Origin of the sequence: Natronococcus amylolyticus DSM 10524 (genome assembly GCF_000337675.1) — an archaeon.
Taxonomy (GTDB): domain Archaea; phylum Halobacteriota; class Halobacteria; order Halobacteriales; family Natrialbaceae; genus Natronococcus; species Natronococcus amylolyticus.
In genome coordinates this window covers 139,557-151,802 of record NZ_AOIB01000015.1, presented here as the reverse complement: position 1 = coordinate 151,802, position 12,246 = coordinate 139,557, and the positions used below count along the sequence as shown (strand labels likewise).

At 66.1% G+C, this 12,246-nt stretch carries 12 protein-coding genes; 9 read left to right on the top strand and 3 right to left on the bottom strand.

The features are described 5' to 3' along the window. Positions 1–120 precede the first annotated feature (120 nt). Positions 121–390: a hypothetical protein gene (locus C491_RS06735; protein ID WP_005554750.1), complete on the top strand. Its 270-nt coding sequence runs from the start codon at positions 121–123 to the stop codon at positions 388–390. Between the two features lie 100 nt (positions 391–490). After that, positions 491–2,020 carry a TrkH family potassium uptake protein gene (locus C491_RS06730; protein ID WP_005554749.1) on the top strand — a complete coding sequence of 510 codons (1,530 nt, stop codon included), beginning with the start codon at positions 491–493 and terminating at the stop codon, positions 2,018–2,020. Positions 2,021–2,033: 13 nt separating this feature from the next. On the opposite strand, the gene hisA is transcribed toward C491_RS06730, so the two are convergent. Further along, positions 2,034–2,777 (bottom strand): 1-(5-phosphoribosyl)-5-[(5-phosphoribosylamino)methylideneamino]imidazole-4-carboxamide isomerase, encoded by a 744-nt coding sequence (hisA, locus tag C491_RS06725; protein WP_005554747.1) that lies wholly within the window; start codon positions 2,775–2,777, stop codon positions 2,034–2,036. Between the two features lie 119 nt (positions 2,778–2,896). On the opposite strand from hisA, the gene C491_RS06720 reads away from it, so the two are divergent. From C491_RS06720 to C491_RS06710, 3 genes are all read left to right on the top strand, one after another. Further along, the gene (locus tag C491_RS06720; protein WP_005554745.1) at positions 2,897–4,753 is read left to right on the top strand and encodes an SLC13 family permease; all 1,857 of its coding nucleotides are present in this window, start codon (positions 2,897–2,899) and stop codon (positions 4,751–4,753) included. Between the two features lie 126 nt (positions 4,754–4,879). Beyond that, the gene (locus C491_RS06715) at positions 4,880–6,061 is read left to right on the top strand and encodes an inorganic phosphate transporter (protein ID WP_005554744.1); all 1,182 of its coding nucleotides are present in this window, start codon (positions 4,880–4,882) and stop codon (positions 6,059–6,061) included. Positions 6,062–6,098: 37 nt separating this feature from the next. Then, positions 6,099–6,527, top strand: a complete 429-nt coding sequence (locus C491_RS06710; RefSeq protein ID WP_005554743.1) for a universal stress protein — start codon at positions 6,099–6,101, stop codon at positions 6,525–6,527. Between the two features lie 98 nt (positions 6,528–6,625). Here C491_RS06710 and C491_RS06705 read toward each other — a convergent pair whose 3' ends face one another. Then, positions 6,626–7,111, bottom strand: a complete 486-nt coding sequence (locus tag C491_RS06705) for a hypothetical protein (protein WP_049891560.1) — start codon at positions 7,109–7,111, stop codon at positions 6,626–6,628. Positions 7,112–7,222: 111 nt separating this feature from the next. Further along, on the bottom strand, positions 7,223–8,434 hold the full coding sequence (locus C491_RS06700; RefSeq protein WP_005554739.1) for an inorganic phosphate transporter: 1,212 nt from the start codon (positions 8,432–8,434) through the stop codon (positions 7,223–7,225). A 190-nt stretch (positions 8,435–8,624) separates the two neighbouring features. Here C491_RS06700 and fer point away from each other — a divergent pair, with 190 nt between their 5' ends. The 4 genes from fer to C491_RS06680 all read left to right on the top strand — a co-directional run bounded on the left by fer (position 8,625) and on the right by C491_RS06680 (position 12,224). Next, on the top strand, positions 8,625–9,014 hold the full coding sequence (gene fer / locus C491_RS06695) for a ferredoxin Fer (protein ID WP_005554738.1): 390 nt from the start codon (positions 8,625–8,627) through the stop codon (positions 9,012–9,014). Between the two features lie 335 nt (positions 9,015–9,349). After that, positions 9,350–10,300 carry an extracellular solute-binding protein gene (locus C491_RS06690; RefSeq protein ID WP_005554736.1) on the top strand — a complete coding sequence of 317 codons (951 nt, stop codon included), beginning with the start codon at positions 9,350–9,352 and terminating at the stop codon, positions 10,298–10,300. Next, positions 10,297–11,115, top strand: coding sequence for an ABC transporter permease (locus tag C491_RS06685; protein ID WP_005554734.1), 819 nt, complete (start codon positions 10,297–10,299; stop codon positions 11,113–11,115). Before C491_RS06690 ends, C491_RS06685 begins: the two co-directional genes overlap by 4 nt. Then, positions 11,112–12,224, top strand: a complete 1,113-nt coding sequence (locus C491_RS06680; protein WP_005554732.1) for an ABC transporter ATP-binding protein — start codon at positions 11,112–11,114, stop codon at positions 12,222–12,224. The genes C491_RS06685 and C491_RS06680 overlap by 4 nt, the downstream gene beginning before the upstream one ends. Positions 12,225–12,246: the final 22 nt, after the last annotated feature.

The window sequence follows — 12,246 nt, the reverse complement described above, 5'->3', positions numbered from 1 at the left end:
TTTCGAAACGTCTCTTCCAGCATGGATCGGCGATAAAATAGAACTAACCTAATCTAATATTCGATGGCTTATATGATAGTTATGATGAATGTAAGAGATACAAAGAGGTAGTTCCTGGCCATGTCGAACCACTCCCCGCTTCCGAACGAATCGATTACGCCCGCCGACCCGGACGCGTCCACGCCCGAGCGATACCGTCGTCGATTCGTTCGCTCGGTCAAAGGCCCCGCCCAGTTCGTCGCGTTCTGGACCGCGATCACCCTCCCGTTCGTCCACCTCCCGCTGCTCGCGCGTGGCCTCGGTGATCCGACCGTCCTGCTCGCGTTCTCCGTGTTGCTCGGGGTCAACGTCCTCGCACTCTACGTCGGGCACGAACACAACCAGGACTGAATCCTCCCTCCGCTCGAACGCGCCCGCGTGAGAGGGATTTCATCGCCCTGCTTCCGTTCCGAACCGATTATCTTCCCTCCTCTCACACCGTCGGGTACACGTGACGATCCGCGTCGACTGGCGCTCGAGCTGTAGCCTCACGGGGACGGTGCTCAAGTGGCTCGCCGTTCCGTTAGCGGCTCCGCTGGCGCTCGCCGTGTTCGACGGCGACGACCCAATCCCGTTTCTGGTCGCAATCGTCCTCACGGCGGCGATCGGACTCGCACTCGAGTCCCTCTCCGAGGAGCGCTCGCTCGGCCAGCGGGAGGCGTTTCTGATGGTCGCGATCACCTGGCTCGGCGTCGCGGCGGTCGGCGCCGTCCCCTTCCTGTTGGCCGGGCTCGCGGCCGGTCCGCAATCGGCGTTCTACGGCGGGGTTGGCGGCCCGGTCAACGCCCTGTTCGAGAGCACGAGCGGGCTCACGACGACGGGTGCGACCGTGATGAGCGGCTGGGACTTCGAGAACCAGTCGCGTGCGATCATGCTCTGGCGCCAGCTGATCCAGTGGCTCGGCGGCCTCGGTATCCTGATCGTCGCGATCGGACTGCTCTCGAACCTGATGGTCGGTGGCGCTCAGCTGATGGAGACCGAGTCTCAGACCCGAAACGTCCGCAAACTGCGTCCCCACATCAGCGACACCGCCCGGCTCATCTGGGGGCTGTACGTCGGCCTCACGCTGCTCGCGGCCGCGACGTTCTACGCGCTTCACCTCGCGGGGCTCGGTCCTAACATGGGCCCGTTCAACGCCGTCTCCCACGCGATGACGAGCGTCGCCACCGCGGGCTTCTCGCCGGAGCCCGGCAGCGCCAGCGCCTTCTCGCCGGCCGTCCAGTGGGCGATCATCCCCTTCATGGTGCTCGGATCGACGAACTTCGTCCTCCTGTACTACGTCACGCAGGGCGACTACCGCCGCCCGCTCGAGTCCCAGGAGTTTCGCTTCTACGTCGGCGTGCTGGCGTTTTTCGCCGCGCTGGTCGTGGCGATCCTCCTGCTGGATCCCGACGTCAACACGGGTCTCGAGCCGACGATCCGCCACGGGGTGTTCAACGTTGCCTCGCTGGTGACGACGACCGGCTACGCGTCGACGGACTTCGATCTCTGGGGCCCCGGCGCGAAGCACCTGCTGTTTCTCTGTATGTTTATCGGCGGGATGGCCGGCTCGACGACCTGCTCGATCAAGTCGCTGCGCTGGCTGGTGACGCTGAAGGCGTTCCGACGGAGCCTCTTCACGTCGGTCCACCCGGAGGCGATCCGCCCGCTTCGGCTCGGCAACGAGGTCGTCGACGAGGAGACGGTGCGGGACATCTACGCCTACATCCTGCTCACGCTCGTGCTCTTCTTCCTGCTGACGATCTTCGTGGTCGTCGACGCGGCCCGGACTGCCGACCCCGTCGGCGAGTTCGAGGCGATGGGTGCCTCGGCGTCGATCTTCCTCAACATCGGCCCCGCCTTCGAGCGGGCCGGCCCGCTCGATAACTACGCCGGCTTCTCGGTCACCTCTCGAGCCGTGATGGTGATCATGATGTGGATCGGCCGCATCGAGATCATCCCGGTGCTCGTTCTTCTCACGCCGGCGTTCTGGAAGTCGTAGCCGACGGGCGCGGTTAGTCCTCGGCGACTACCGCCTGCGCCTCCTCGAGCGTGAAGTTGCCCTCGTACAGCGCGCTGCCGACCACGACCGCGGCCGCGCCGGTCTTCTCGAGCGCCTGTACGTCCTCGAGGGTCGCGACCCCGCCGCTGGCGATCACCGGAATCTCGGTCGCCTCGACCAGCTCCTCGACGGGATCGGTGGCGACGCCCTCCAGCTGGCCCTCTACGTCGACGTTCGTAAAGAGGATCGCGGCCGCGCCAAGCTCCGCGTACCGTTCGGCGGCCTCGACGGGTGTCACGCCGGCACCCTGGGTCCAGCCCTCGACGACGACCTCGCCGTCTTTCGCGTCGAGGCTGACGACCACGCTGTCGGGATGCTCCTCGCTGATCTCGGCGACGATATCCGGGTTCTCGACGGCCGCCGTTCCGAGGATGACCCGATCGACGCCGCGCTCGAGCAGGTCGACGGCGTCGTCGGCAGTCCGAATGCCCCCGCCTAGCTGCGTGGGGACGTCGACGGCGTCGATCACCGCGTCGATCGCGTCGGCGTTGGCCCGCTCGCCCTCGAAGGCGCCGTCGAGGTCGACGAGGTGGAGCGTCTCGGCGCCGGTGTCGATCCAGCGCTCGGCGGCCTCGATGGGGTCACCGTACGTCTTCTCGGTGCCGCGCTCGCCCTGGACCAGCTGGACGACCTCGCCGTTCTGGACGTCTACCGCGGGGATCACCTCGAACTCGTCGTCGCTCGCGTCGGCTGTCATGCTACCCGAGATCGGCGGCCGAGGCGAGTAAAGGCGACGGTTTCGGCGACCGCCATCGAACGCCGACCGTCCGGCGTCCGTCGGAACTGTTACCTATCGGGTGTGAGTGAAAACGCAGTATGCCGGAGCCCCTGGTGCTCGCCCAGGACGTGACGACCCAGCCGGAGCTGACGACGGACATCTTCGTCGTCCTCGGCGTCGTCGCCCTCGCGCTCGTTCTCTTTCTCACCGAACGGCTGCCGATCGACGTCACCGCAATCTTGCTCATCGTCGTGCTGGTCGTGCTCGAGCCCTGGACCGGGGTCGATCCGAGCACCGGCGTCTCGGGCTTTTCGAACGACGCGACGATCACGGTGCTCGCGATGTTGATCCTGAGCGGCGGGGTCGCCCGCACGGGACTCGTCCAGGAACTCGGCCGACGGATGGCCGCCTACGCGGGCGACAGCGTCCACAAACAGCTGTTCGCGACCGTGCTCGCGACGAGCCCCGCCTCGGGCTTTCTGAACAACACGCCGATCGTCGCCCTGCTCGTCCCGGTCGTCACCGACGTCGCGAACCGGGGCGGAACCTCGCCCTCCAAACTGCTGATCCCGCTGTCGTACGCCTCCCAGGTCGGCGGAATGCTCACGCTGATCGGCACGTCGACGAACCTGCTCGCGAGCGACATCAGCGGTCGACTGGGCGAGGAGTACCCCGAACTCCACGCGTTCTCGATGTTCGAGTTCACACAGCTCGGCGCGATCGTCGTCGTCACCGGGGCGCTGTACCTGATCGTCGTCGGCCACTACCTCATCCCCGAGCGGGTGCCGCCGCGGGCGGACTACTTAGAGGAGTACGCGGTCGGCGACTACGTCGCCGAAGTCGCGGTGGTTCCCGGCTCCCCGCTCGCCGGCGAGACCGTCGGCGACGCGACCGATCGCTTCGGATCGGCCGTCGACGTCGTTCAGGTCGTCCGGAATCGAAACCGCTCGGTCGCTCCCCGGCAGGACGTCCGGCTGCGGGAGGGTGACGTCCTCGTCGTCCGCACCGAACGGGAGGCGATCACTGCCCTCGAAGACCTCGACGGCGTCGAGCACGTCGGCAAGCCCGACTCGGTGGTCGACCTCTCGACGGACGACGAGACGGGGATCGTCACGGAGCTGGTCGTCTCGCTCGACTCCCGGCTCGTCGGCGAGCGCCTCGACCCGGAGTCGTTCCGCGAGGAGTTCGGCGCGGCCGTCCTCGGGCTTCGGCGCCGCGGCGAACTCGTCAACGAACGGATCGTCGGCCGCCGACTTGGCGTCGGCGACACGCTGCTCGTCCAGGCTCCGCCGGAGACGCTCGATCGGCTCTCGCGCCGGGAGGACGTGATCGTCGCCCGCGAACCCCCTCGTCCCGACTACCGCGCCGACAAGGCGCCCATCGCCGTCGCGATCATGATCGGCGTCGTCGCCGTCGCCGCCCTCGAGCTGTACCCCATCCTCCTATCGTCGCTCGCGGGCGTCGTCGCGATGGTCGTCACTGGCGTCCTCAAGCCCAACGAACTGTACGACGCCGTCGAGTGGGACGTCATCTTCCTGCTGGCGGGCGTGATCCCGCTGGGGATCGCCCTCGAGGGATCGGGCGCCGCGACCTACCTCGCGTGGCTGGTCGTCTCGACGGCGGGGTTCCTGCCCACGATCGTCGTCCTCTGGCTGTTCTACATCGCCACGGGGCTGATAACTGAGGTCGTCAGCAACAACGCGAGCGTCGTCCTGATGGTTCCCGTCGGAGCGGCCGCGGCCGCGGGGATCGGCGCGAACCCGCTCGCGTTCGTCTTCGCGGTGACCTTCGCCGCCAGCACCTCCTTCCTCGGGCCGATCGGCTACCAGACGAACCTGTTCGTCTACGGCCCAGGGGGGTACCGATTCACCGACTACTTCCGGGTCGGCGCGCCGCTGCAGTTGCTCCTGTCGGTCGTCACCGTGCTGGGGATCGCGTTCTTCTGGGGCGTCTGATACTCTGGGCGCGTCCAATGGCCCGGGGATCGGGTGTGACGGGTGGAGTTTGATACGAACGTCGGTCCACACCCGACGAGAAGAAGTTCAGTAGCTATTTTACTACGACACGAACACCGTTCGCTAATGGTCGAAACTCTTCTGCTGATCGGGGTGATTGCCTCGATTTTTGTCGGCTTTAACATTGGCGGCTCCTCGACGGGAATCACGTGGGGGCCGTCGGTCGGCGCCGGGATCGTAACGAAGACGACCGCTGCGGGGATCATGACCGTCTTCGTCTTCCTCGGCGGGATCACCGTCGGTCAGAACGTAATGGAGACGCTCAGTGAGGGGATCATTACGATCGATCTCACGCTATCGGCGGGGGTCGCCGTCCTCTTCTTTATCGGGTTGGGAATCCTTGTCGCCAACCTCTTCGGCGTCCCCGTGCCGACGTCGATGACGACGGTCGGCGCGATCGCCGGCCTCGGGCTCGCGACCGGGACGCTCAACTACGTAACGATCGCCGAGATCATCTCGTGGTGGGTCGTGACGCCGATCATCGGCTTCTGGATCGGCGGCATCATCGGTCGGTACGTCTACCCGGAAGTAAATCGGCGGGTAGAGATCGAAAAGACCGATGGACCGTTGCTAACCTTCGATCGTGGCGGGACGGTTCCGAAACCGGCACTCGGCCCGAACACGACCCGGTCGGAGGTCGGCACCACCGCTGTCGTCCTCGCCATCGGCTGTTATATGGCGTTCAGCGCCGGCGCGAGCAACGTTCCGAACGCCGCCGCGCCGCTGGTCGGCGAGGCGGGACTGGAGGTAAACACCGCAGTCATTATCGCGACCCTCGCGATCGGCCTCGGCGGGTTCACCATCGCCCGCCGGACGATGGACTCGGTCGGCGGCGAGCTGAGCGATATTCCGCTGCTCGCGGCGCTGTTTGTCATGGTAACGGCGTCGACGATCACGACCGCACTCTCGTACATCGGCATCCCGATCAGCCTCGTGATGGCGACGGTGATGACGATCGTCGGAATCGGCTGGGGCCGAGCGACCCGACCGATCACCTTCCGCGAGGCGGTCACCCGCGACAATGAGGCCCGAGAGCGCGATATCGAACTGGGCGTGATCGTCGCCGAGGAAAAGGAGGGGAAACCGGCGCCTGCCATCGGCGAAGCGGAGACCGAAGAAGTGCTCCACGGGAGCGATCTATTCAATCCACGCGCCGTCATCAAGTACGTCTCGATGTGGATCATCGGACCGTCGATGTCGACGCTCCTGGCGTACGGCTTCTTCACGCTCGTCCCGGGGGTCGTCTGACCGTGATGTTACGGTGCTGGGTCGCGTACGTCGGCGCATGCTCTCGCGAATCCTGGTCCCGATGGACGACTCCGATCAGGCTGGACACGCCCTCGCCTACGCCCTCGAGAACTTTCCGGACGCAGACGTCTCCGTTTTGCACGTCGTCGGCGTTCCGTCGATGATGATGGGCGACGCTGTCAGCCTCACGCTCGAGGACGATCTCGACGAAGCGGCTGCCGGACGCGCCGAGCCGGTGTTCGAACGCGCCCGCGAGATCGCGGCCGAACGGGACCGAGCAATCGACACCGTTGTCGGCGTCGGCCATCCCGCACGGAACATCCTCGATCGCGCGGAGGAGTACGATACGATCGTCGTCGGGAGCCACGGGGCGGACCGAGGTCGGGCGTCCCGCCGCTTCCTTGTGGGAAACGTCGCCGAAACGGTCTCGAAGCGCTCCCCCGTCCCGGTGACGATCGTTCGCTGATACGGGTTACTGTACGTCAGTACCGGCGTAACCGTGACCCGTGCGGCGGTTGTGCCGGGAAATCGTTACAGCAATCCGTATGAGGCGGACGCCCCCGGCTACTCGCTCGCGTCGTCCTCGACGGACTCCTCGACGATCTCCTCGACCTCCTCGGCTCGCGGCCGCCGATCGATGCGTTCGTCGACGGCCTTGACCTGAGCCTGTACCTCCTCGACCTGCTTGCCGACGGTTTCGCCGACCGTCCGCTCGACGGTTTCGCCGACAGTCTCCTCGACCTGTCGTTCGACGGCCTCTTCGACGGTTTCGCCGACCGAGCCCTCGACGGTTTCTTCGACCTGTTTGCCGACGGTTTCGCCGACCGACTCCTCGACTGCCTCTTCGACCGTCTCCTCGACGGCCTGGGTCATCCACTCGGGATCGAACCGGGCCATCTTCCAGACGACGTGGAGGACGTACGCGGAGAAGACGCCGACTCCGAACGCGATCCCGATGCCGAACTCGAGCGTTGCGATCAGGATGATCGAGAGAATAATCAACGCGCCGTACGCGAGATCGACGGCGGCGTCGACGCGGACTGGGCTCAGCGCCACGAGCGCGCCGACCTCCGTTCGACTGCGTTCCGCTGTGTCGTTCCAGACGAGTACATCAGTCCGTTCAACGACGAGGACGGCCAAGTTTGTTGGGAAGTCTCGCCGTCAGAACCCGAAGATCGGAACGAACCGGAAGGTGAGGAAGGCCCCGATCGTCGCGAGCACCGGGACGAAGTTCTGGATGAGGATCACCCGTGCCGTCGTCGACGGATCGAACAGATCCGACGCCTTCGGGATGTCCTCACGGCGTTCCTCGCCGATCGCCGGCGCCGCTTCGCCCTCTTCCTCGGCGGTCAACGCGCCGACCGAGACGGTGGCGTCGCCCTCGCCTCGAACGGCGTCAGAGACGGTCGTCGTTCGGGTCGCCCGACCCCAGCCCAGACCGACGATACTCATCGTCGCGACGATCACCAGCTGAACGGGGATGCCGATCGCCGACAGCAAGCTGACGATCGTCGCCGACACCGTCATCACGACGACCGCGGCTGTAAGCGGCAGATTCGTGATGTCGTTGCCCATCGTCTCGAGCGTTCGCCGAGCGATGGTGAACGCGCCGATGGTGACGGCGACGCCCGCGATGATCACACCCCACTCCATGTTCGAGAAGGTGGCGAGGAACCCCTCGTCGAACTCGAGTGCCCCGGCGCCGACCAGCGGCGCGACGGCGTTCGCCACGTTCGAGGCACCGGAACTGAACGCCATGTAACAGCCGATCGCGACGACGATCAGCGAGCCCGTGATCTCGCGTCTGTCGGTCCCCTCGGCGACGCCGACCTTCGGGATCGTCGAGGATCGATCGACGGTCCAGAGGGAGGTATCCCGCCGGGAGATCGCGACCCACTCGTTTATCCGCGTGTAGAAGTATCGACCGATGACGCCGCTGATCCAGAACGCGATGATCGGCGCGACGATCCACCAGGAGACGATCTCGCCCATCGTCGCCCAGTTGAGCGTCCCGGTCGCGAGGCCGAGGCCGGCGATCGCCCCGACGGCGGTCATCGACGTCGATGCCGGCACACCGAAGAGGTTCCCGAGGAACAGCGCCAGTCCGATGAAAAAGAGGACGGCGATCCCCGTCTCGAGGGTCAGAAGACCCTCCTCCTCGATGATCCCCTCGCCGAGCGTCTCGACGACGGCCGGCCCGATGAACCACCCACCGATGAAGAAGAAGATCGACATCAGCGCCGCGGCGCCGAGCTTCGAGAGGACCTGGGCACCCACGGCCGGGCCAAACGAGACGCCGGTCGTGGCTCCACCGATGTTGTACCCCACGAAGACCGCGACCAGTACGCCGATCAGTAAGAGCGGCTCAATCACGGACGGTACGAGGTGATGATTCGGGATAAGTGATGCTACTCGCTACGGCACTCTCTGAACCCTGTCGGGAGACGGCGGTAGCACGCCGACCGATTGGCGGCCGCCCACTATCCGTTTCGGTCGGATCGGCACCCCTTGCTTGCAGACGGAACAGCAAGCTATACCAATGCGGGACCCGAATCGCCGTGTGATGCCCACGGTAGAATACCTCAACTACGAAGTGCTGGACGACCAGGGCTGGGAAATGGACGACGACGACCTCTTCGACGAAGCCGCCGACGCCGGCCTCGACGAGGAGGACTACGGAACCCTCGACGTCGCCGAGGGCGAGTACATCCTCGAGGCCGCCGAGGCGCAGGGCTACGACTGGCCCTTCTCCTGCCGTGCGGGCGCCTGCGCGAACTGCGCAGCGATCGTCTACGAGGGCGAGATCGACATGGACATGCAGCAGATCCTCTCGGACGAGGAGGTCGAGGACAAGAACGTCCGTCTGACCTGTATCGGCTCCGCCGAGACCGACGAGGTTCAGATCGTCTACAACGCGAAACACCTCGACTACCTGCAGAACCGCGTCATTTAATCGCCCACGAGGACCCCGGATTTCGCTTTTATTCACAGGTCCGACAGGCGAAGCTCTGTGACGGATCTATCCGCGTACCGATCGGTCGTTCCTCCCACTGGTCGCTCCGGGACCCAGCAGCCGCTCCGAAGCTCGCAGCGCGAGTCCGTCCGGTTGCGCCGAGCGGGAATCGACGGTAACACTTCCTAACAGCGATCCTAGAGCTCGAGGATCGGTGTGGCCACTTCTCCTTGTTCGAGTCCTAGCATCGGCAGAGCAGTAACCACTTTCAGTTTCTTCTTAGCCAGTAAGAAACTGTGGGTGATTTCATACTGGTTGTACATAGAGTATGGAATATGATTCGAGACGAGGGGAACGGCAGCGGTCTCCGGAGCCGCCGCTCGGTTCTCGCCGCAACGGGCGGTCTCGTCGGCACGACCGCGGCGGGCTGTCTCGGAAGCGACGGGACGTCGGTGAATGTCCTGGCGGCCGGCAGCCTCGCTCACACCTTCGAAGACCACGTCGGGCCGGCGTTCGAGGACGAAACCGGGGTCGAGATACACGGCGAGTACTACGGGGCGAACGCGGTGATGCGGATGGTCGAGGATCGGACCAAACACCCCGACGTCATCGTCAGCGCCGACTCGACCCTCCTTCGAGATCGGCTGTACGGCGAGTTCACCGACTGGGACGTCGAGTTCGCGACCAACAGCGTCGGCATCGGCTACAACGAGGAGACGACGTTCGGACGGGGCCTCGAGAATGGCGAGCCCTGGCACGAACTGATGCTCGCGACCGAGGCGGGCGACGTCTCGATCGGCGACCCCGATCTCGATCCGCTCGGCTATCGCGCCGTCCAGGCGTTCGGGCTGGCCGAAAACGAGTACGAGATCGAGGGCCTCCGCGACGAGCTGCTGGAACTCGTCTACCAGGAACCCGAGGAGCCCCAGATGATGGCCGGCGTCGAGAGCGGCTCTCGAGCCGCCGCCGTCGTCTATCACAACATGGCCGTCGATCACGACATGCCCTTTCTCGAGTTTCCGGACGCGTACAACTTCGCGGAGCCCGAACTGGCCGATCACTACGCGACGGTCGAGTTCACGACCGACGAGGAGGGGTACACTGCGGAGGGGCGGCCAGTGTTGTACAACGCCACGGTGAACGACGAGGCCGACGACCCCGATGCGGGTCACGACCTCGTTCAGTTTCTCGCCGACGAATCCGACCTGCTCGTCGAGGCAGGGCTGACCGTCGGCGACAGCCTCCCGCGCCCCGAGGGCGACCTCCCGGAGGCGATCAACGTATGAGCCTCGCCAGGCGCTTCCCGACCCGGCGCTCGAGCCGGCTGCCGGAACTGCTCGTTCCCGCACTGCTCGGTGCGCTCGTCCTCGTCTACTTCGCAATCCCGTTCGTCGCGTTCCTGGCCCGGACCGGGGCGGTCGACGTCGTCGGGGAGCTGTCGACGCCGGAGGCCCGGGTGGCGATCCGCAACTCGCTGCTCACGGCCCCGATCTCGACGGCGATTTCGACCGTTCTCGGGGTTCCGCTCGCCTACGTGCTCGCCCGCAGGTCGTTCGTCGGCAAGCGACTCGTCGAGGCGCTGGTAATCTTGCCGCTCATCGTCCCGCCAGTCGTCGGCGGCGCGATGCTGCTCACCGCTGTCGGCCGGTTCACCCCTATCGGCGCCGCCGCCGCGGCGGTCGGCATCCCGCTCACCGACAGCCTGCTCGGCGTGATCCTTGCACAGACGTTCGTCGCCGCACCGTTCGTCATCATCACCGCTCGAGCCGGGTTCGGCGCGGTCGACGAACGGCTCGAGCAGGCCTCCCGATCGCTCGGATATGGGCCGCTCTCGACGTTCTGGAACGTCTCGCTGCCGCTGGCTCGCGGCGCGATCGTCGCGGGGATCGTCCTGACGTTCGCGCGGGCGATCGGCGAGTTCGGCGCGACGATGATGGTCGCGTACAACCCGCGGACGATGCCGACGCGGATCTGGGTGGAGTTCATCGCCGGCGGTATCGACGCGATCGTTCCGCTCGCGCTGGCGCTGCTCGCCATTACCCTGGTCGTCCTCGCGGCGGTCCAGCGGTTCGGCCGCGTGCCGACGGTGATCGACCGATGATCCTCGAACTCGAGGCGCTGACCCACCGGTACGGCGACGAACTCGCGGTCGACGACGTCTCGTTCGGACTCGAGGAGGGCGAACTCGTCGCGCTGCTCGGCCCCTCGGGCTGCGGGAAGACGACGATCGTACAGGCGATCGCCGGCCACGTTCGCCCGACGGCAGGCCGAGTCCGCCTTCGCGACCGGGACGTCACCGACCAGCCGCCCGAAGCGCGTCGCGTCGGCCTCGTCTTTCAGGAGTCGACGTTATACCCCCACATGACCGTCCGCGAGAACGTCGCCTACGGCCTCGCGTCCCGTGATACCGACGCTCAAGAACGGGCGGAACTGGTGACGGAGTACCTCGAGCTGGTCGACCTCCGCGATCAACGGGACGCGTACCCCGCCGAACTGAGCGGGGGACAACAGCGCCGGGTCGAACTGGCTCGTGCGCTGGCCCCGCAGCCGGACGTACTGCTGCTCGACGAGCCGCTGTCGGCGCTCGATCGAGCGCTCCGCGAACGGCTTCGCGAGGAGATCGCCCGCATTCAGGACGAGACCGGGGTCACGACCCTGTTCGTCACCCACGATCAGGCGGAGGCGATGGCGCTCGCCGATCGACTCATCGTGATGGACGACGGTCGGATCTCCGGCGACGGGACTCCCCGGACGCTGTACGAATCGCCGCCGACCCCGTTCGTGGCGTCCTTTCTCGGCCGATCGAACGCGCTCCCGGCGACCGTCGTCGCTCGAGAGCCGCCGACCGTCACGCTGGGCGGACGGGAGATCACGCTGCGAAGCAGCGCCCGCTCCCCGCCGGTGGGAGCGTCGGTCACGTGTCACGTCCGTCCGGAGGATCTGTCGCTCACCCCCTCTACAGACGCCGGAGCCGATGGGACGGCACCTTCGATTCCGGGTGAGGTCGCGGCCGTCACGGACGTCGGTCGCCGGTACGACGTGACCGTTCGAACCGAAACCGGTGACGAACTCGTCGCCGAGGTCACCGACGATCCGCCGACGGCAGGCGATCGAGTGGCGGTCGAACTCCCGCGGGATCGGATCGCGGTGTTCGACCCCGCTGAATACGAACGGGAGCACCTCGCCGCTGCAAACGAAACGAGGGGATGAGTTCCACAGCAGCGCTGTCCGG

Excerpts from the sequence above, each read along its gene's own strand:
- C491_RS06735 (WP_005554750.1), top strand. The coding sequence starts at position 121 with ATGTCGAACCACTCCCCGCTTCCGAACGAATCGATTACGCCCGCCGAC.
- hisA (WP_005554747.1), bottom strand. The coding sequence starts at position 2,777 with ATGACAGCCGACGCGAGCGACGACGAGTTCGAGGTGATCCCCGCGGTA.
- C491_RS06720 (WP_005554745.1), top strand. The coding sequence starts at position 2,897 with ATGCCGGAGCCCCTGGTGCTCGCCCAGGACGTGACGACCCAGCCGGAG.
- C491_RS06715 (WP_005554744.1), top strand. The coding sequence starts at position 4,880 with ATGGTCGAAACTCTTCTGCTGATCGGGGTGATTGCCTCGATTTTTGTC.
- C491_RS06710 (WP_005554743.1), top strand. The coding sequence starts at position 6,099 with ATGCTCTCGCGAATCCTGGTCCCGATGGACGACTCCGATCAGGCTGGA.
- fer (WP_005554738.1), top strand. The coding sequence starts at position 8,625 with ATGCCCACGGTAGAATACCTCAACTACGAAGTGCTGGACGACCAGGGC.
- C491_RS06690 (WP_005554736.1), top strand. The coding sequence starts at position 9,350 with ATGATTCGAGACGAGGGGAACGGCAGCGGTCTCCGGAGCCGCCGCTCG.
- C491_RS06685 (WP_005554734.1), top strand. The coding sequence starts at position 10,297 with ATGAGCCTCGCCAGGCGCTTCCCGACCCGGCGCTCGAGCCGGCTGCCG.
- C491_RS06680 (WP_005554732.1), top strand. The coding sequence starts at position 11,112 with ATGATCCTCGAACTCGAGGCGCTGACCCACCGGTACGGCGACGAACTC.